General features: G+C 35.6%; 22 protein-coding genes. 15 read left to right on the plus strand and 7 right to left on the minus strand.

The features are described from left to right. Positions 1–11 precede the first annotated feature (11 nt). Entirely contained in the window at positions 12–302 is a 291-nt protein-coding gene (locus tag ICJ85_RS02555) for a hypothetical protein (RefSeq protein WP_188222196.1), read from the minus strand. Between the two features lie 175 nt (positions 303–477). On the opposite strand from ICJ85_RS02555, the gene ICJ85_RS02560 reads away from it, so the two are divergent. Continuing rightward, complete coding sequence (locus ICJ85_RS02560) at positions 478–2,163, plus strand: M23 family metallopeptidase (protein WP_188222197.1); 1,686 nt, start codon at positions 478–480, stop codon at positions 2,161–2,163. 7 nt (positions 2,164–2,170) lie between these two features. Beyond that, positions 2,171–4,630 carry a TonB-dependent receptor plug domain-containing protein gene (locus tag ICJ85_RS02565; RefSeq protein WP_194420791.1) on the plus strand — a complete coding sequence of 820 codons (2,460 nt, stop codon included), beginning with the start codon at positions 2,171–2,173 and terminating at the stop codon, positions 4,628–4,630. Between the two features lie 32 nt (positions 4,631–4,662). On the opposite strand, the gene ICJ85_RS02570 is transcribed toward ICJ85_RS02565, so the two are convergent. Then, positions 4,663–5,805: a cysteine desulfurase family protein gene (locus ICJ85_RS02570; protein WP_188222469.1), complete on the minus strand. Its 1,143-nt coding sequence runs from the start codon at positions 5,803–5,805 to the stop codon at positions 4,663–4,665. A 101-nt stretch (positions 5,806–5,906) separates the two neighbouring features. Here ICJ85_RS02570 and ICJ85_RS02575 point away from each other — a divergent pair, with 101 nt between their 5' ends. Then, entirely contained in the window at positions 5,907–6,839 is a 933-nt protein-coding gene (locus ICJ85_RS02575) for a hypothetical protein (protein ID WP_188222198.1), read from the plus strand. Here ICJ85_RS02575 and ICJ85_RS02580 read toward each other — a convergent pair. Continuing rightward, positions 6,836–7,399 carry a Smr/MutS family protein gene (locus ICJ85_RS02580; protein WP_188222199.1) on the minus strand — a complete coding sequence of 188 codons (564 nt, stop codon included), beginning with the start codon at positions 7,397–7,399 and terminating at the stop codon, positions 6,836–6,838. The two genes, ICJ85_RS02575 and ICJ85_RS02580, sit on opposite strands and share 4 nt — an antisense overlap. A 5-nt stretch (positions 7,400–7,404) precedes the next feature. Then, complete coding sequence (locus tag ICJ85_RS02585; RefSeq protein WP_188222200.1) at positions 7,405–7,596, minus strand: hypothetical protein; 192 nt, start codon at positions 7,594–7,596, stop codon at positions 7,405–7,407. 246 nt (positions 7,597–7,842) lie between these two features. Here ICJ85_RS02585 and ICJ85_RS02590 point away from each other — a divergent pair, with 246 nt between their 5' ends. Both ICJ85_RS02590 and ICJ85_RS02595 read left to right on the plus strand, forming a co-directional pair. After that, positions 7,843–8,130, plus strand: a complete 288-nt coding sequence (locus ICJ85_RS02590; protein WP_188222201.1) for a DUF2752 domain-containing protein — start codon at positions 7,843–7,845, stop codon at positions 8,128–8,130. 13 nt (positions 8,131–8,143) lie between these two features. After that, the gene (locus ICJ85_RS02595) at positions 8,144–8,464 is read left to right on the plus strand and encodes a CCC motif membrane protein (RefSeq protein WP_188222202.1); all 321 of its coding nucleotides are present in this window, start codon (positions 8,144–8,146) and stop codon (positions 8,462–8,464) included. Between the two features lie 49 nt (positions 8,465–8,513). Here ICJ85_RS02595 and rocD read toward each other — a convergent pair whose 3' ends face one another. Beyond that, positions 8,514–9,758 carry an ornithine--oxo-acid transaminase gene (gene rocD, locus ICJ85_RS02600; RefSeq protein WP_188222203.1) on the minus strand — a complete coding sequence of 415 codons (1,245 nt, stop codon included), beginning with the start codon at positions 9,756–9,758 and terminating at the stop codon, positions 8,514–8,516. Between the two features lie 237 nt (positions 9,759–9,995). Between rocD and rlmD the strand changes: the two genes are divergently transcribed. The 7 genes from rlmD to ICJ85_RS02635 all read left to right on the plus strand — a co-directional run bounded on the left by rlmD (position 9,996) and on the right by ICJ85_RS02635 (position 16,667). Then, positions 9,996–11,405 carry a 23S rRNA (uracil(1939)-C(5))-methyltransferase RlmD gene (rlmD, locus tag ICJ85_RS02605; RefSeq protein ID WP_188222204.1) on the plus strand — a complete coding sequence of 470 codons (1,410 nt, stop codon included), beginning with the start codon at positions 9,996–9,998 and terminating at the stop codon, positions 11,403–11,405. 63 nt (positions 11,406–11,468) lie between these two features. Continuing rightward, complete coding sequence (locus ICJ85_RS02610) at positions 11,469–12,023, plus strand: DUF6452 family protein (protein ID WP_188222205.1); 555 nt, start codon at positions 11,469–11,471, stop codon at positions 12,021–12,023. Next, positions 11,989–12,717 (plus strand): DUF6048 family protein, encoded by a 729-nt coding sequence (locus ICJ85_RS02615; protein WP_188222206.1) that lies wholly within the window; start codon positions 11,989–11,991, stop codon positions 12,715–12,717. The genes ICJ85_RS02610 and ICJ85_RS02615 overlap by 35 nt, the downstream gene beginning before the upstream one ends. 192 nt (positions 12,718–12,909) lie before the next feature. Then, a complete protein-coding gene (locus ICJ85_RS02620; RefSeq protein ID WP_188222207.1) occupies positions 12,910–13,797 on the plus strand; it encodes a carbon-nitrogen hydrolase in 888 nt (295 codons plus the stop codon). After that, a complete protein-coding gene (locus ICJ85_RS02625; RefSeq protein WP_188222208.1) occupies positions 13,797–14,837 on the plus strand; it encodes an agmatine deiminase family protein in 1,041 nt (346 codons plus the stop codon). Before ICJ85_RS02620 ends, ICJ85_RS02625 begins: the two co-directional genes overlap by 1 nt. A 181-nt stretch (positions 14,838–15,018) precedes the next feature. Next, positions 15,019–15,363 (plus strand): helix-turn-helix domain-containing protein, encoded by a 345-nt coding sequence (locus ICJ85_RS02630; RefSeq protein ID WP_188222209.1) that lies wholly within the window; start codon positions 15,019–15,021, stop codon positions 15,361–15,363. Beyond that, positions 15,357–16,667, plus strand: coding sequence for a type II toxin-antitoxin system HipA family toxin (locus ICJ85_RS02635; protein ID WP_188222210.1), 1,311 nt, complete (start codon positions 15,357–15,359; stop codon positions 16,665–16,667). Before ICJ85_RS02630 ends, ICJ85_RS02635 begins: the two co-directional genes overlap by 7 nt. 85 nt (positions 16,668–16,752) lie before the next feature. On the opposite strand, the gene ICJ85_RS02640 is transcribed toward ICJ85_RS02635, so the two are convergent. Further along, a complete protein-coding gene (locus ICJ85_RS02640) occupies positions 16,753–17,910 on the minus strand; it encodes a THUMP domain-containing class I SAM-dependent RNA methyltransferase (protein ID WP_188222211.1) in 1,158 nt (385 codons plus the stop codon). Positions 17,911–18,109: 199 nt separating this feature from the next. Between ICJ85_RS02640 and ICJ85_RS02645 the strand changes: the two genes are divergently transcribed. Genes ICJ85_RS02645 through ICJ85_RS02655 form a run of 3 tightly spaced genes read left to right on the plus strand, consistent with a single transcriptional unit; the run spans position 18,110 to position 19,990 of the window. Continuing rightward, a complete protein-coding gene (locus tag ICJ85_RS02645; RefSeq protein ID WP_188222212.1) occupies positions 18,110–18,841 on the plus strand; it encodes a class I SAM-dependent methyltransferase in 732 nt (243 codons plus the stop codon). Between the two features lie 25 nt (positions 18,842–18,866). Then, complete coding sequence (locus ICJ85_RS02650; RefSeq protein ID WP_188222213.1) at positions 18,867–19,541, plus strand: ZIP family metal transporter; 675 nt, start codon at positions 18,867–18,869, stop codon at positions 19,539–19,541. 20 nt (positions 19,542–19,561) lie between these two features. Next, positions 19,562–19,990: a DUF4268 domain-containing protein gene (locus ICJ85_RS02655; protein WP_188222214.1), complete on the plus strand. Its 429-nt coding sequence runs from the start codon at positions 19,562–19,564 to the stop codon at positions 19,988–19,990. Here the strand turns inward: ICJ85_RS02655 and ICJ85_RS02660 are convergent. After that, positions 19,987–20,481 (minus strand): GNAT family N-acetyltransferase, encoded by a 495-nt coding sequence (locus ICJ85_RS02660; protein WP_188222215.1) that lies wholly within the window; start codon positions 20,479–20,481, stop codon positions 19,987–19,989. The two genes, ICJ85_RS02655 and ICJ85_RS02660, sit on opposite strands and share 4 nt — an antisense overlap.

The raw sequence follows: 20,481 nt of genomic DNA on the forward strand, positions 1-20,481 counted from the left end.
TTGTTTTATCTTTAATCTGAGAGTTGCGCAATACAATGATCTATATCTCGAATTAAAGCATTTATTTTAAGCTTAGTTTCTCTTTTACTTTCGTCACTGCCAAGTATTGTATTTGCCATTCTAAGCGCTTCGTATTTTTCTTCCCAATTTGTGATATGTTCTTTTTGGGCCGAAATTTCTTGTCTTGAAGCTATCAATTCTTCTTTCAGCTTCGAGTTTTCAAGCTTTAAACGCTCTAATCTATGTAATACTTTGCTAATTTTGCTTTCTAAAGAATCTACAATATCTTCAATATTACCCATTTGCAAATTTCAATACTTATTACACAAAGTTAACATACCTTAGTATAAATAACAATTGTTTTTTAATAAAATTTGAAAATTCTCGTTATTACTCTAAATCAACAAAATGGGTCGATTTTTCTTTTATTTTTGCAGTATAACATCAAATTAACAATTTAGCAACACCTACTTTTTTATGCGATTAGTCCTATTTCTACTTACAACTTTTTCTTTAATTTCTCAGGCTCAAAATATGTACCCTCAAGATTATTTTGGAGATCCTCTTGAAGTGCCTTTAATACTTTCCGGAACCTTTGCCGAGCTGCGCTCCAATCATTTTCATTCAGGATTAGATATTAAAACGCAACAACGAGAAGGATTAAGGGTTCTTGCTTCTGCTGAGGGGTTTGTGAGTCGCATTAAAATTTCTCATTACGGCTACGGAAAAGCACTGTATATAACCCACCCTAACGGATACACTACAGTTTATGCGCATTTACAAAAATTTGCTCCAGAAATTGAAGCCTACATTAAAAAGCGTCAGTACGAAGCCGAATCTTATGAGATTGAACTATTCCCCACTGCTAATGAATTAAAACTAAATAAAAGCGAGCATATTGCCTATAGCGGAAACACAGGGGGATCAGGCGGTCCTCACTTACATTTCGAAATAAGAAATAAAGAAGAACACCCTTTAAACCCTATGCTTTTCGGTATTAATATAGCAGATACAACGAAGCCGACCATAAAATCTATTTATGCCTACGCACTAAACGATTCCTCCTCCGTTAATAATTCAACTGAAAAACAAAAAATAAGATTGATTCCTCTAGCTTCGGGAGATTACAATACCGAAAACATTGAAGCTTATGGGGTGATTGGAATTGGAGTGGAAACTAACGACAGACAAAACTTAGCCGCTAACTCTAACGGGGTTTATCAAATCCAATCCTTTTTAAACGGTAATCAAAATTTTGAAATTAATTTTCAATCTTTCTCCTTTAATGAAACCAGAAATATTAATCAGCTCATAGATTACGAACACTACACTTCAACAAAGCATCGTATTCAGAAACTATTTAACCATAATAATACGTTGAGTTTATACAATTCTGAATTCTATAACGGAAATCTGGTTATTAAAGACAGCACCAACTCAATTTATAAAATTCGAGTGGTCGATTTTGAAAATAATGATGCCTGGGTGACGATTAACATTAAAGGAAATAAAACTTCTACTAAAAAAGCAGAAGAAAAAACACCATATTATATATACGCAAACCAAAGCACCGATTTAAAATCCGGAAACGTAGCTGTTCATTTTTATCCTAACACATTTTACGAAGATTTCTATATGGATTTTAATGTGCAAAATGATACGTTAACGCTTCATGATGATATCATGCCTACAAAGAATAATTTCAACATCAATTTTAATGTGAGTCATTTTAATGATGAAGATAAAGACAAATTGTTTGTTTCAAGATTAGTGGGACGAAACAAAAATTACCCACTTTATACTAGCACCAAACGCGAAGGCGATACTTTAATTGCCAGTACCAAGTATTTAGGTTCTTATACCTTGACAGCAGATACGGTAAAACCGAGTATTACCCCAAAAAACTTTAGAGATGAACAGTGGATAAGCAATTACCGGTTTTTAAAGGTTACAATTGATGATTCCGGATCAGGGATTTCAAACTACAGAGCGACAATTAACGGCAAATGGATTTTAATGGAGTATGATTATAAGACAAAAACACTTACTTTCGATTTTAACGATCATATTTCTACCGAAACAAAAAATAATTTCAAACTTATAGTTACCGATAATGTTGGAAATAGTTCTACATTTGAATCTGTATTCTATAGAAAAAAATAAATAACTTTTGAAAAGCAGATTTCACGTTTTAACCTTATTATTTTTTGCAATATCCTTAACCGGTATATCTCAAACAGCAACTATAAAAGGCATTATTCTAGACGATAACAACTCCCCTGTTCCAAACGTAAATATTAAATGGAACACTAGCGGAACTACAACAAACAATAATGGATTCTATAGTTTTAATATTCCGGCTAATCAAGATATTTCGGTTGAATTCACTCACCTATCCTATAAAAGAATAGCAAGTATTTTCAATCTTAAAAATGGAGAGGTTTTAGAGTTTAATCCTGTTATGAATACGGCTACAGAGCAGATTGCAACGGTAGTTATTAATAATACAAGCCAAAGAGAAGTTGAGGGCATTATCACGTTAAAACCAGAAACTATTAGAAAAATCCCTGGAGCCAATGCTGGTGTAGAAAATTTACTTTTAACACTTCCGGGTGTTAGTAATAACAATGAACTGAGTACCCAATACTCTGTACGAGGTGGGAACTACGATGAAAATCTGGTTTATGTAAACGGTATTGAAGTCTACAGGCCCTTTTTAATTCGCTCTGGCCAACAGGAAGGATTGAGTTTTGTTAATACCGATTTGACGCAAAACGTCGATTTCTCTGCCGGAGGTTTTCAAGCTAAATATGGAGATAAATTATCATCTGTTCTTGACATCACGTATAAAACACCGTACCAATTTGAAGTTAATGGCGATTTAAGTTTACTTGGCGGAAGTGTATCTGTTGAAGGCATAAGTAAAGATTCTAAATTTACAGGTATTGCCGGTGTGCGATATCGCGATAACAGCTTGCTGGTAGATGCTAAGGAAACCGAAACAAATTACCAGCCCTCTTTTGCCGATATTCAAACGTATTTAACGTATAAGTTTTCGAATAAATTTCATTTGAGCTTTTTAGGAAACGCTTCTATAAACAAATACAATTACCAACCGGAAACGCGACAAACCAACTTCGGAACCTTCAGCGATCCCATAGCGCTTTTGGTATTTTATGAAGGTCAGGAAAAAGATCAATATCGCACCTTTTTCGGCGCTTTTAAAGGAACGTATTTTGCAAACGACAACCTGAATTTAAAATTACTAGCCTCAACTTACCATACTACCGAGGAAGAGTATTTTGATATTCTGGCACAATACAGATTAGGAGAAGTTAATACCGATATTGGTGGCGAAAATTTAGGTGATGTTGAATACAGCCGTGGTATAGGAAGCCAATTAAACCACGGTCGAAATGACCTAGATGCTTTAATAAGCAACTTTGAACACAAAGGTGATTATAAGATTGATGACAACCGTTTTGAATGGTCTGTAAAATATACCCATGAAGATATTCGCGACCGATTAATCGAATGGGAAGTTATCGATTCGGCAGGATTTTCTATTCGTCCTCCAAAACTTTCTCCAAACGAACAACCTTATGTCGCTTATTCTGGTCCGTTAGAAGCTTTTCAGAATGTACGAAGCATAAACAAAACCCAAATAGACCGTATACAGGCGTATTTACAATGGAGTAAACGCAGTACTATTGGGTCGAGTGATGTCTGGTATAATGCCGGAGTTCGAGCACACAACTGGTCGGTTAATGGTATGGGTATTGAAAAATCAAATCAAACGGTTTTTAGCCCAAGAGCTCAGTTTGCGATTAAACCAGACTGGAATAAAGACATGTTATTTAGGGTAGCAACTGGTCTCTATTATCAGCCGCCTTTTTACAGAGAACTTCGTGATGCCAACGGACTAGTTCAGCCTAATGTTAAAGCACAACAATCCTATCATATTGTTCTAGGAAATGATTACAGTTTTAAAATGTGGGACAGACCTTTTAAACTGACTTCCGAAGCTTATTATAAACACCTTAATGATGTAAACCCATACACCATTGAGAACGTTCGTATTCGCTACCGAGCATCTAACAATGCCAAAGCATACGCTTACGGACTAGATATGCGTTTAAACGGGGAGTTTGTACCTGGTACTGAATCGTGGTTTAGTTTCGGGTATCTAAAAACCGAAGAAAACATTGATGATCGTGGCTATATTGCCAGGCCAACCGATCAAAGATTAAAATTCGCTGCCTTGTTTCAAGACTACGTACCTAATGTTCCTAATTTAAAAGTGTATTTGAATTTAGTATATAATACCGGATTGCCGGGAGGCTCTCCAAGTTATGCTGATGTTTACGAATATCAAACCCGATTACCAGATTACAAACGCGCCGATTTAGGTTTACAATTTGTTCTGGTAGATGCCAACAAACAATTTAACAGTGGCTGGAAAAAACCATTTAAGGCTTTATCTTTTGGTTTCGAAATTTACAACATATTCGATGTACAAAACTCCATCACCAACACCTGGGTACGCGATGTATACACCAAAAGACAATATGGCATTCCGAATTATTTAACGCCGAGAGTATTTAATGTTAGAACAACTATGAAGTTTTAACCTATTAGGTAAAACTCCTGAAAATTATTCTATTATTTGGAAAGCGTTTTTAAAACATCGACCACATAATCGATTTCTTCTTTTGTATTGAAAACACTAAAAGAAAAGCGTAATGCAGGCTTTTGCAAATCTTCAGCATTTAAAATTTCAGAAAGTACATGCGATTTTTGGCTACTTCCACTTTGGCAGGCACTCCCTCTGGAACAAGCTATACCTTTTAAATCCAGTTGAAATAAAATCATAGACGCATCAACCTTCGAACTTGGTAAACGTAAATTTAACATGGTATTGGTGCTTTGTTCTAAATCGCCAGATTGCCCATTAAACTTAATATCAGAGATGCCTTTTAATAGTTCTTCTTTAAAGTAAGCTTTTAAATCCCGTAAGTAACTTTGCTCTGTTTCTAAATTATCGCAAGACAATTTTAAAGCCTTCTCCATACCTACTATATTATGAACACTTTCGGTGCCTGCACGTAAACCTCGCTCCTGCTCGCCTCCAAAAATTAATGGATGTAAACCTGAATCCTTTCGCACATATACAAACCCAATCCCTTTTGGTCCATGAAATTTATGTGCCGAAGCTGCCAAAAAATCAACTTTAATTTCTTCTAAATTTAATTGATAATGACCTACAGACTGCACAGCATCACTATGAAATAAAGCGTCGTATTTTAGGCACAAATCTGAAACTTGCTTAATATCTAAAATATTACCAATCTCATTATTTATATGCATCAAACTCACCAGAGTTTTGCTTTCAACATCTAACAAAGTTTCTAAATGCAGGTAATCAACATCTCCGTTTTCATCAAGGTTTACATAACTCACCTGTATTTCATACTCCCTTTTTAGTGCTTCAACAGTATGTAAAACAGCATGATGCTCTATTTTTGAAGTAATAATATGAGTTACTTTTAAATCGCGAACCGCCGACCTTAAAATTAAATTATCGGCCTCGGTGCCTCCCGAAGTAAATACAATCTCACCAGCCGAACAGTTTAAATACCCCGCTATGGTCTTTCTTGACTTCTCTAAAAGCACTTTAGCTGAGCGACCAAAACTATGTGAAGATGATGCATTTCCGTAGTTTGTTTTCATTACTTCAGAAATCACATCTACAACTTCGCTCCTAATTGGCGTTGTTGCTGCATTATCAAAATAAACCTGTTGCATAATTGTATTTTTCATCACAAAATTACTTAGAATAAAATTATTGACAATATGCTACGTTATAAAATACAATTCGTTTATTTTTGCCTTAAAACCCAAATAGAATGCGTAAAATATTTTTTGCTTTAACTACCCTAAGTTTATTAACCTATTCGGCTTGTGATGATGGTGACGTACTTGATGTCGAATTCGACTTTGATGATGAATTTTCGGTATGTACAGGAACAAATGGCTTAGTATTCTACAAAACAAAAAACGATCCTTCTGAATCTTTATCAGTTAGAATTTCTGAAATAAACAGCCTTAGTGAAATTTTAGCTGTTGGAGACGATAACATTTTCGCAGACACCTTAAGTTTATCGGCTACAAATACCTTCAACTACAGAACATACAGTAACACTTCTTTGCCAAGTGATTTGTTTTGTAACGACATTCCAAATTCTGAAGTAAGAATTTTAGAGGACTATGAAGCGACCAGCGGTTATGTTATTATCAGAACTGAATTGACAGAAGATGATAACGACGGAATCCCTGCTATACTTGAAGATAGGAATGGTAACGGCGATTTAACAGATGATGACACCGATAATGATGGCATTCCTAATTATTTAGATGCCGATGATGATGGTGATAATATTTTAACAAAAGATGAAAACCCAGACCCTAATGGGGATAACAATTTAGATGATGCGCAAGACACCGATGGAGATGGTATTCCGGACTATTTAGATAATGATGATGATGGTGACGGTGTTTTAACGCGTGATGAGGAGAACGAATCGCAAGACAATAACCCTGCTAACGATATTACTAACCCTGATGCGGGACCAGATTACCTTAATCCTGAAGTAAATACAACTGTGTCTGCTACCTCATACAGAGCTCACAATATTACCAAAGCATACAAAGTAACCTTAACCGTTTACGATATAGATTTAAGAGTCATTTCTTTTGACGTTTTAGAGTTTGGAACTTTAGATGATTCTGAAATTAGTAACAGTTTAAAATCAGAAACCTTATCGCCTGTATTTAATTAATCAGGCGTATTTTGGTAAATATAAACCTCGGTAGCACCTAAACCGTATTTTTGATAATTGGCATCATAGAATCTCACGTTGTTATAGCGACCAAACAAGTATTCTAATTCGGTTCTTAAAACACCTTCTCCAACACCGTGAATGAATACGATTTTCTGAATACGCTTATTAATCGCGAATTCCAGTTGTCGTCGGGCGGTATCTAATTGCAAGGTTAACATATCGTAATTACTCATACCTCTTGATGATTTCACCAACTGATGAATATGCAGATCGACTTCCATAGTTGGCTCATAACGATCTTTTGCACGTTTCTTAGGTTGTTGAGTTCGTTTTTTCGAAGCTTCCTTTTCCTGAATTGCCTGACCAATACCTACAGAAGACGATAACGTTTCCTTTATCGACTTGCTGGATGTTGTCTTGACCAATTCGTCAGCTTGAAAACGCAACAAAAACCCATCGTCTGTTTCAATTGAAATGGTATTGCCCTCAACCTGCTTTACCACACCAGACATATCCTCATCTAAAACCAAAACTGTATCCCCTACCTTAAACGACATGCTTTTTAGTTTTCGTTATCTTCTGTATACTCTTCCTCACTGTTTTTACTTGGAATAGTTTTAGATATCCTGTAAACACCGGTCATTAAAATGATAATTCCTGCTATTAAAACATACTGATTTTGTTCTTCTCCTGCCTTCGAATATATGGCCACAATGGCTCCTAAAACAATCAGTATATAATTTATGTATTTCATTATTTAAAACAACTTTTAGTTAAGTTCTAATTTTTTAAAGAGTTCAATAAACTTATTATTTTCTGCAAAATTACATTAAAAATTTGGAGAGCAATCCTTCATTTCGCAAATAAGCTACCTTACTTTTAAGTATCAATTGCTAGTGAAAGAAAATCAATTATTTAGCAATATTTTCTGATAAACAGGAAGAATTAACTTTAAAGAACCTTTTATTTTTATAAATTTGGATTATTATAGTTACAAAATATGCAAGGTTTAGAAGAATACATGTTACCCTGTTTGAATAAGAAATTGTTCGGTATGGAGTGTATGGGTTGCGGTATGCAACGTTCGCTTTCACTGTTACTTCATGGCGAATTTATTGCCGCATTTAAAATGTATCCTGCTATTTATACTTTAATTCCTTTAATGGGGATTATCTTCTTAAATTTTATATTTAAAATTAAATACGCGAATAGAATTATAACTGTTCTTGCTGTTTTGTCTGTAATTATAATTATTCTTTCATTCATCATTAAACAAACTTATCATTAATTAAATTTAACTTATGAAAAAACAACTTAACCCTACACTTGTTTATGTATTATCTATTTTCGGACTTTTATGCTGCTGTTTTGGCGGTTTAGGGTTTGTATTATCGCTTCCTGCTTTTTTAATTGCTAATAGCAAAGTTAAAAATGCTGAATTAGCTCCTGATGATTATGAAGGAAATATTAGCGCAATGAAAACTGCAAAAATTGTTGCGTTGGTCATTTTAGTTATCAATATTTTATATTTCGTTACTACCATTTACCGTATTGCAACTGTTGGATGGGATGAAATAATGAGACAATCTCAAGAAATCATGGAACAAATCCAAAATCAATAAGATTTAACAAAAAAGAGCGACCATTTGGTCGCTTTTTTTATTTCATAATTTACTTTTCAAACTGTTTTAGCGTTTTAGTAATGATATTTACGCAATCTAATAACTGCTCTTCAGTCATTACCAAAGGTGGTGCAAAACGAATAATATTTCCGTGTGTAGGTTTGGCTAACAAACCATTATCACGTAATGCCAAACAGATATTCCAGGCGGTATCACTATCTTCACTATCATTAATCACAATAGCATTTAACAAGCCTTTACCTCTCACTAAATTAGCAATAGAACTCGTTTCAATGTATGTATTCAACTCTCTTCTAAATAACTGCCCCAAAGATTCTGCTCTTTCAGCAAGGTTTTCTTCTTTGACCACTTCTAATGCTGCGATGGCTACAGCTGCCGCTACAGGGTTCCCTCCAAATGTACTTCCGTGGTTTCCAGGCTTAATCACGTTCATTACGTTATCGTTAGCTAACACAGCACTTACAGGATAAGCACCTCCGCTTAAAGCCTTACCTAAAATTAAAAGGTCTGGTGTGACATTCTCATGATTTACAGCCAATAATTTCCCAGTGCGGGCAATACCGGTTTGTACTTCATCGGCTATAAACAAGACATTGTATTGTTCACACAAGGCTTTTGCTTTGGCTAGGTAACCTTCACTAGGCACATAAACACCAGCCTCACCTTGAATAGGCTCAACTAAAAATCCCGCAACGTTTTTATTATTTTGTAATGCGTTCTCTAAAGCTGCTAAATTGTCATATTCAATTTTAATAAACCCTTTAGTATATGGTCCGAAATTCTCACGAGCTACAGGATCGTTAGAGAATGAAATGATTGTTGTTGTTCTTCCGTGGAAGTTATTTTCACACACAATAATTTCAGCCTCGTTTTCATCGATACCTTTAACCTCATACGCCCATTTTCTACAAATTTTCAAAGCCGTCTCAACCGCTTCAGCTCCCGTATTCATTGGTAATAACTTATCAAAACCAAAATAATCACAGGCAAACTTTTCATATTTACCCAGCATATCGTTGTAAAATGCTCTGGATGTCAACGTTAATACTTTAGCCTGCTCTGTCATGGCATTGATAATTTTCGGGTGACAATGCCCTTGATTCACTGCCGAGTACGCAGATAAAAAATCGTAATACTGTTTGCCTTCTATGTCCCAAACATGAACCCCTTCACCTTTACTTAACACCACGGGTAACGGGTGATAATTATGAGCGCCATACTTGTTTTCTAAATCGATTGCTTGCTGCGATGTTAATTCTTTTAAAACAGCCATTTTAATATAATTTAAATTGATAAAATAACCATTCCTACTGTACCTTTATCCTTCCGAAGTCCTCGAAAATTCAGCGTGGGAGAGAAATCATCCCTAGGGCTCGCAAATTAATAAATATAACTTGCTTCAGAAAATTTAACGTTCATTATCCTGTTAGTTCCTTTCTAAACCAAAATTTCTGTTAAACTAAATGCAAATAAACCAATTTTTATTTCCGGCTATTATTATTTTTGCAGCATGTCTAGAAAAAAGAGAAAACAAATATTTACAAACGTAGAAGTTGTAGATGCTGGAGCTAAGGGTAAAACCGTTGCCAAAGCACCAGATGGGAAGGTTATTTTTTTACCTAATGCCGTACCTGGCGATGTAGTTGATGTGCAAACATTTAAAGCTCGTAAAGCCTATTACGAAGGCAAAGCAACGGTATTCCATAAATTATCAGATAAACGTACCGAACCTGCCTGCGAGCATTTTGGTGTTTGTGGTGGTTGTAAGTGGCAGGACATGGCCTATGAGCATCAATTATATTATAAACAAAAGGAGGTTACCAATAACCTAACCCGTTTAGGGCATATTGAGCTACCGGAAGTAACCCCTATTTTGGGGTCGGCTAAGCAATATTTCTACCGTAATAAAATGGAATTCTCATTTAGCGATAGCCGTTGGTTAACTTTAGAAGAAGTTCAATCTGGAGAAGATGTAGGTGATAGAAATGCTTTAGGGTTTCATATTCCTGGCATGTGGGATAAAATTCTTGATGTAAAGACATGTCATTTACAGCAAGATCCTTCAAATGATATTAGAAATTCCGTTAAGAACTTCGCGATTGAAAACGGCTTGGATTTTTTTAACACACGTAACCAAACCGGGTTATTACGAACCATGATGATTCGTACGTCCACGACCGGAGACATTATGGTGTTAATTCAATTCTTTAAAGAAGACAAAAACCAACGTGAATTATTATTAGATTTTATTGCTGACAAATTCCCTGCAGTGACCTCTTTATTATACGTTATTAACGGAAAAGCGAATGACACCATTTACGATCAAGAAGTTATTTGCTACAAAGGCGACGATCATATTTTTGAAGAAATGGAAGGCTTAAAATTTAAAATTAACGCGAAGTCCTTCTACCAAACTAATTCAGAGCAAGCCTTCGAACTTTATAAAATTACCAGAGATTTTGCAGACTTAACAGGCGACGAACTGGTTTACGATTTATATACCGGAACCGGAACCATCGCTCAATTCGTTTCTAGAAAAGCTAAAAAAGTGGTTGGTGTTGAAGCTGTGCCAGATGCCATTTTAGCGGCTAAAGAAAATGCCGAACGCAATAATATTACCAATTGCGAGTTTTTTGTAGGAGACATGAAAAATGTGTTCAATCAGGAATTTATCGATACACATGGTGTTCCAGATATTATTATTACCGATCCACCACGCGATGGTATGCATAAAGATGTGGTGCAACAAATATTAAATATTTCACCAAAGCGTGTGGTTTATGTTAGCTGTAATAGTGCAACCCAAGCCAGAGATTTGGCCTTAATGAACGACATGTTTAAAGTGATTAAAACACAAGCGGTTGACATGTTCCCACAAACATTTCACGTAGAAAATGTTGTGTTACTAGAAAAACGTTAATTAGTTTTAAATCCCTAAATTGCCAATCTGAAGACATTTTCAGAAACCTATTTAAAATTAAGAATGAAATACTTAAAATTTATTTCTTTAGTTGTTATAGCGCTTTTAATAGGCATTAATATCAGTTGTGAACGTGACGATATTTGTCCTGACGGCACACCTACAACACCAAATTTAATTATTGATTTTTACGATGTAAACAATCAGGAAAGCAAGAAAAATGTTTTCAATTTAGTATTGTATGGCATTGATGATGAAGGTAACCCTGTCCTTCCGGCTATTGCGGTTGGTAGTTCAACAAACACCTTATCTCTTCCGCTAAAAACCTACACGAATTCAACACAATTTGTACTTCATAAAGATTACGCTGTAAACAATAATGGTACACCAGATAACACCTCTGATGATTTTATTGAAGGTAACTCCGATTTAATCACTATTAATTACAGCCGAGAAGAAGTTTACGTATCACGTGCCTGTGGTTACAAAACCATTTTTAAAAACGTAACACTTAATATTGAAGACGATAGCGACAACTGGATTCAAGCCAGACAACCATTAACCGATAACCAATCTGTAGAAGATGAAACAACAACGCATTTCAATTTATATCATTAGTAGTATCGCGTGCTTACTGTTGTTTTGTTACTCTGTAAATGCTCAAAACGATAGTATTCCAAGTGTTGCTAACGATTCGGTAAAAGTGAAACTTAAATATGGGTTACGTGTTGGTGGTGACTTGGGAAAATTGATTCGTTCTACCATCGATGATGAATACAGCGGATTTGAAATTTCAGCCGATTACCGAATCAAACAGAAATTGTATATCGCTGGGGAATTAGGTTACGAAGAAAAAAACACAGTTAACGATTATCTTGATGTAAGCACCAAAGGAGGTTATATTAAAGGTGGTATTGACTACAACATGTACCAGAACTGGCTGGATATGGACAATATGATTTACTTCGGGTTTCGTATTGGTGGAAGTAGTTTTAGTCACGACTTAAATAATTATACCGTTTACAACACGACGCAATACTGGAATCAGTTTTCATCTACAGAAGCAAGAACCTACGATGGTTTAACAGCCTTTTGGAGTGAAATAATTTTAGGAATAAAAGTTGAAGTTTTAACTAACCTATATCTAGGATTGAATGCTCAGCTTAAATTCTTGGTTGCAGAATCAGATCCTGGAAATTTTGAAAATATTTATATCCCCGGATTTCATAAAACTTACGACAGTAGCGGCATAGGTGTTGGCTATGGTTATACGGTATCTTATAGAATTCCACTTTACAAAAAAGAGAAATAACTTAAACCATATAAAAACACATCAAACCCTTATGTTTTATTTATAAGCAGAAGGGTTTTCTATTTCAAAACACTCATTTAACAGCTTCAAATCAATACTTTAAATAATATTTTTTAAATAAAATTTCATAAAAAATATTTAAACTTCTTCATTTAAAAATTATATATCTTTGTTTTAAATTAATAGTTTAAAATGCCTAAAAACACTTACAAGATTGCGGTTATTCAGTTAAACTTGAATAACACACCTGAAAACAATTTAAAAAAATGTATTCAGTGGGTAAAAGATGCTGCTAAGCAAGGTGCTGAAGTTATCTCCTTACCCGAACTTTATAGTAGCCACTATTTTTGTCAGAGTGAAGATGTCGATAATTTCGCTTTCGCGGAACCACTATACAGTACATCTTTTAACGCGTTTAGCGCTTTAGCAAAAGAACTGGGTGTGGTTATTATTGTGCCGTTTTTCGAAAAAAGAATGGCAGGTGTTTATCACAACAGTGCTTATATTATTGATACCGATGGTTCTGAAGCCGGACTTTACCGTAAAATGCACATCCCGGACGATCCGCATTTCTATGAAAAATTCTACTTTACGCCTGGCGATATCGGGTTCAAGTCCTTCCCGACTAAAAAAGGAAATATTGGAACACTAATCTGCTGGGATCAATGGTATCCTGAAGCAGCGCGCTTAACCGCATTGCAAGGTGCCGAAGTATTATTCTACCCTACCGCTATTGGTTGGCATCCACAGGAAAAAGCTGAATTTGGAGAAAACCAACAAGGCGCCTGGATGAATGTTATGCGTGGTCATGCCGTGGCTAATGGTATTTATGTGGCAGCTGCTAACCGTATTGGCTTAGAAAAATATTTACCAGATACTAATGGCATCGAATTTTGGGGATCATCTTTTATTGCTGGCCCTCAAGGAGAAATTTTAGCACAGGCATCGGTAGATCAGGAAGAAATATTAATCGCTGAAGTAGATTTAAGCCTACAGGAAAACGTACGTCAGAACTGGCCGTTCTTGAGAGACCGTCGTATCGACAAATACGGAGATATCACTAAAAGAGCGATCGATTAATGAATACAGAGCAATGGATTTTCCCTGCTGAATGGGAACAACAACAAGCTGTTTTATTATGTTTTCCTCATAACGGAAACGACTGGCCAGGAAAATACGAAGCCATTCAATGGGCGTTTGTCGAATTTATTAAAAAAGTAGCTTCTGTTGAAGGGGTTATTGTTGTTGTGGCTACCGATAAGCTGAAAGATAAAGTTAGTAGTATGCTGAAGATGGCGCATGTAAATATGGAACATGTGTTGTTCATTATACATAAAACCAATCGTAGCTGGATGCGCGACTCTGGACCTATTATTGTTAAAAAAGGGGCTGAACGTCGAGCTTTAAATTTCAATTTTAACGGATGGGCAAAATATTCTAATTTTAAGTTAGACAAGCACGTTCCTAAAAAAGTAGCTGACTTTTTAAATGTACCTCTTAAACAAGTGACCTACAAAGGAAAACCTGTAATTGTTGAAGGTGGCGCAATAGACGTGAATGGAAAAGGAACCTTGCTTACTACCGAAGAATGTCTGCTCCACCCTACTATTCAGGTTAGAAACGAAGGATTTACAAAAGAAGATTACGAAGCTGTTTTTAAAGAATATCTTGGAGTTACAAACGTGATTTGGTTAGGCGATGGAGTTGAAGGTGATGACACACATGGCCATGTTGATGATTTAGCGCGTTTTGTAAATGAAGATACCATTATCACGGTAGTTGAAGATAATCCTGAAGACGCTAATTTTAAGCCACTTCAGGATAATTTAAAGCGTTTACAAGCATCTAAATTAGAAAATGGTAAAACTCCAAATATTGTAACCTTACCAATGCCGAAACGTTTAGATTTCGATGGTATTCGTTTACCGGCAAGTTATGCTAACTTTTTAATCATTAACAAAGCGGTTTTAGTACCAACTTTTAATGATTCGAAAGACCGTATAGCGTTAAATATTATAGCCGATTGTTTCCCTGACAGGGAAATTATAGGTATTTCGGCAACCGATTTTATCTGGGGATTTGGCACACTGCACTGTTTAAGTCAGCAAATTCCTGAATAGTTTCAATTTTACTTAAAATCAGAAATCCAGCATTGTTGGTTTTTACTAACATTAACTGGATTTTTTAGTTTTAAAGTTAGTTTTTACCAACACAGACATAATAATTATTTCATATTTCATTTAAAATTATTACTTTTGAGTTAGAAAATACCAACATTAATTAGCGTTTAAATTAATAATTATGGTAAATACTAACACTAATTGGACTTCCATGAGCGATCAAGCTATCGTTGAAGCTATAGGAGGTTATGTAAAACATCAGCGTTTAAACCAGGATAAAACACAAGCTCAAATTGCTGAAGCCGCTGGCGTAAACCGTTGGACGATCAGTCAGATTGAGAAAGGCGAAGCTATTTCTTTAACCTCTCTTATTCAAATATTACGGGCTTTAGATACGCTTCATGTGTTCAGCAACTTCAAAATTGAACAGCAAATCAGTCCGTTGGAATTAGCCAAACTCGAAAAACAAAAACGCCAACGCGCGAGAAATAAAAATACCAATCCCCAAACCGACAGTGAATGGTAAGCACAAAAACAGCCTTTGTAAAAATATGGAATCAGGTGGTTGGCGCCGTTTCTTGGAACGACGACACCGGTCTTGCCAGCTTTGAATACACACCCGAATTTAAAGCTTTAGGCATAGAACTATCTCCCGTTAAAATGCCGACACAATCCGGCACACAAATATTTTCGTTCCCAGAACTTCGCGTTTCCAGACATGGCGACTACGACACCTTTAAAGGTTTGCCAGGCTTACTTGCCGATGTGCTACCCGACAAATACGGAAATCAACTTATCAATAGTTGGCTTGCACAACAAGGACGACCAGAAAACAGCATGAATCCTGTGGAGCAATTGTGTTTTATTGGTACGCGAGGCATGGGGGCTCTTGAATTTGAACCTACACAACTTAAACCCAACAAAAACACCTTTGAAGTAGAAATTGATAGTCTGGTAGATATTGCACAACGCATGCTTCATAAACGTGAAGACTTTGAAACCAATATCAATAAGAATGAACGCCAGGCGATGCTCGACATTCTAAAAATAGGAACCTCTGCTGGGGGTGCCAGACCAAAAGCTATTATTGCCTACAATAAAAAAACGGGGCAGGTTCGCTCAGGACAAACCAATGCGCCTAAAGGCTTTGAACACTGGCTGATTAAACTAGACGGTGTTAGCGACGCCCAGTTTGGAGAAAGTCAGGGCTACGGACGAATTGAAATGGCATACTACAATATGGCAATAGATTGCGGTATTGATATGATGGAATCTATACTTTTAGAAGAAAATAATCGTGCCCATTTTATGACCAAGCGTTTTGATCGCGAAGGCAACGATACCAAACACCATATTCAAACCTGGTGCGCTATGCAACATTACGATTTTAACGAGATGCATAGCTTCAGTTATGAACAGCTATTCCAGACCATGCGTATTCTAAGACTCCCATACCCTCAAGCCGAACAAATGTTCAGACGTATGGTATTTAATGTTATTGGTAAAAACTGTGACGACCACACTAAAAACTTCGCATTCCGATTAAAACAAGATGGTGTTTGGGAACTAGCTCCAGCCTACGATATTTGTTTTGCTTACCGTCCGGGAAGCGTTTGGGTTAGTCAGCATGCTTTAAGCATAAATGGAAAACGCAAAGACATTAACAGACAAGATTTACTAACGGTAGCGAAAAGCATGAATATTAAAAAAGCGGATGCTATAATTAGTCAAATAAACAATGTCATAGCTAATTGGAATACCTATGCTGAAGCCGTAAATGCTAAACCTGAACTAAGAGACAACATCGCTAATAATTTAGAGTTGATGTAACTTAATTCCCTGTCATTCTGAACTCGTTTCAGATTCTGAAAAAAATTCAGAATGACAAAACAAGTTTTAAAATCCCTGCTTTCTATTACTTCATATACTTTCCTTTCTTACTTCCGGCGTATATCTCATATTTTACTAAACGAGACTCTAATTTAGCATTGAACAACTGAATTTTACGAGATGGACGTAAGCCGACAAATTTCAAGGCTTCCAAATTACTTGTTATAAACCAGGCATCTGTATTCGGGTAGTTTTGTTTTAAGGTATCTCCAATGTTTTTATAAAACTCTTGCAAATCGATATTTAAACGCTCACCATATGGCGGATTAAATACCATATGCAATTTTCTTTCGCCTCCTTTTTGAGTTTTAAAGAAATCTTCATGTTTCACGGTTATAAAATCATCAAGCTCGGCATTTTTAATATTTTCCTGAGCTTTCTTTACAGCACTCGGTGCTTTATCATAACCTGTAATGGTATAATGGAAATCACGTGTTTTGTTCAATAAAGACTCTTCAATTTTCTCAAACAAATCGACATCCCAGTCTTCCCAACGCTCGAAAGCAAATTCTTTACGCATTAAGTTTGGCGGAATATTACAGGCAATCATCGCGGCTTCGATAAGCATGGTACCACTACCACACATCGGATCCATAAAGTCTGATTGTCCATCCCAACCCGACAACATAATTAGTCCGGCAGCAAGCACCTCGTTAATTGGCGCAATATTGGTCGCTAACTTATAACCACGCTTATGTAATGAATCTCCTGAAGAATCTAGCGAAATGGTACACTGGTTTCTATCGATACGTACATTGACTTTTAAATCTGGAAATTTTAAATCTACGTTCGGACGCTGCCCTGTGGTATCTCTAAATTTATCGACAATAGCATCTTTTGCTTTTTGAGCTATAAACAAGGAATGTTTAAATAAATCAGAGTGTATTGTAGCATCAATAGCTAAAGTTCCGGTTGGTTTCAGGTATTCGCTCCAGTTCATAGCGTATATTTTATTATACAACTCCTGTTCGCTGTTTACCGTAAAACTTTTAATGGGTTTTAAAATTTTGATAGCCGTACGTAGTCCGAGATTTGCCTTATACATAAAGCCTTTATCGCCAACAAACGACACACTTCGCACGCCCTTTTTAATGTGTTGCGCACCAAGTTGTGTTAATTCTTTTTCTAACAAATCTTCAAAACCAAACAAGGTTTTGGCTACCATTTCGAAATTTTCTCCCATTTTTTTATCAGACTTACTGTGTATTCTTCTTTAATAGAATGCAAAAATAGCGTAATTTTGCGTGAATTTAATGATAATCTGAATTTAGGTTAAGGATTGAAGTGACATCCTTTTTTATAAGTAGCCGTAAGTGAACTTATTAAAAAGATATAACGAAAAGCCTGACCCGAAACTTTTTCGGGGAACCCACAAAACATATATGAGCAAAGACACAACGCAATGGTTTTCTTCATGGTTTGATACACCATTTTACCATATTTTATACAAAGACCGTGACGATAGTGAAGCGCAACATTTTATGGATACGCTTACTGAATATTTAAACCTTCCGGAAGACGGTACCATTCTAGACCTACCTTGCGGACGCGGACGTCATGCAGTGTATTTAAACTCCTTAGGTTACGATGTTACAGGTGCCGATTTAAGCGAAAACAGTATTGCTTTTGCCAAACAATTTGAAAACGACAGTTTACATTTTGCAGTTCACGATATGTGTAAACCATTTAGTAAAAAGTTTGATGCAGTTTTTAATCTATTTACCAGTTTTGGATATTTTGATAAAGATGAAGACAATCTGAACACCATAAAAGCCATTAAAGAAGATTTAAACGACTTTGGATTTGGGGTTATTGACTTTATGAATAGTGAATATATCATTGATAATCTGGTACCAGAAGAAACTAAAACGGTTGAAGGTATTACCTTTAACCTGAAACGTTACGTGGAAGATGGTTATATTGTAAAAGATATAAGTTTTACGGCTGATGGTGAAGATTATAATTTTCAAGAACGCGTAAAAGCGTTTAGCCTTAATGATTTTGAAGCCTTTTTTGAAGAAGCCGGAGTCTTTTTACTTGACGTGTTTGGTGATTATAAATTGCGTAAATTTAGCCCTAAAACGTCTGAACGTTTAGTCATGATCTTTAAATAAATCGCTTTACTGAGTTATACATTTAATGAATAAATTTTTATTTCCTTTTTTAGCTGTTGTTATCGGTTTTGTTCTTGCTCAAATAACCAGCAAACAAAAATCCGTTAATACCAAACTATTATTGTCTTTTAGCGGTGCATTTTTACTGGCGCTTACCCTATTTGAATTATTACCAGAAGTCTATCATCATTTAGACTCTAAACTGGCCGGTGTTTATATCGTTTCGGGTATTTTACTGCAATTGGTTTTAGAGTTATTCTCTAAAGGAGCCGAACACGGACACGTACACGTTCATAAAGAAGACACCACATTTCCGTGGTCGCTATTTATTAGTTTGTGCTTACACAGCTTTTTAGAAGGTTTTGCTATACACGACCACAACGATATGGTTTATGGTATTTTAATCCATAAAATCCCGGTAGCTGCAATTATAACCATGTTTTTATTGCAATCGGAGTACAAAAAAATTCAAATTGCAGGATTCTTAACCGTATTCGCATTAATGACCCCACTGGGAACTTTAATTTCAATAACTTCTGAAGCTGTTGCCCATTACTCTCAAGTGTTTAATGCTATTGTTATTGGGGTGTTTTTCCATATTTCAACAACCATTTTATTTGAAAGTTCTGATGGGCATAAATTCAACTTATCTAAATTTATCTCTATTATTTTAGGTGTTGGTATAGCGTATTTAATCTAATAAAAAAACAGTAATTAAACGTGTTTAGTAAAGAAGAATCGAGAAAATTAAAACAAGAGTTTTGGACGAGCTTCGGAAAATCGTTTCCAAGAAAATGGATTTTATACCATACAAAACTGAAAGGTTTTAGCTTTAAATTCTACTTCGATAATAAAAAAGCATTAGTCGCTCTTGATGTTGAAGACGATTTGGAATACCGTATTAAATACTGGGAAAAATTAGAGGCATTAAAATCGATTTTGCTTGATGATTATTTACCCGATGCCATTTACGATGAAACCTATTTTCTGGATAACGAAAAGGAAATCTCCAGAATCTATGTCCCCTTAGAGCAAAAAGTGTCTATTCATAACAAAAATACCTGGCGCGATGTGATGGAGTTTTTTAACGAAAAAATGACCTTATTCGAAGCGTTTTTTGAAGAATATAAAGACGTTATTGAAGGCTAATCCATCTGCTTTTTCATAAGGTAATCGTCCATAATAAATCCGTTACCTATATCAGCTACAATTGGCCCTGCATTTATAAAGCCTAATTTTTCATAGGCTTTAATCGCTATTTCGTTATTAATGTTTACCGTTAATCGAATGGTTTTTAGACTATAACTTTTTGCTTTCTCTTCAACAAACTGCATTGCCTTTTTGGCAATTCCTTTACCTCTATATGATTTCAGGACATAAATCTTACTTAAAAACAAAGTGTCTGGTTCGGTTTTAATGCCAATATACCCAGCTGGAGTTTCATTATAAAATACTGTAAAATATTGCATCCCATCCGCAACTTGCTGTTGCATTGCTTCAGCCGACTGAAACTTCTTCAACATATAATCGATTTGTGGCTTCCCCACTATAAGAATATAATGCTCTCGCCAAATAATATGGGCTAAAGATTCTATAACTTTAAACTCTTGATTGGTTGACGCTAATTGAATATTAATCAT

It is taken from the genome of Aestuariibaculum marinum (assembly GCF_014596975.1).
GTDB classification, from domain to species: Bacteria; Bacteroidota; Bacteroidia; order Flavobacteriales; family Flavobacteriaceae; genus Aestuariibaculum; species Aestuariibaculum marinum.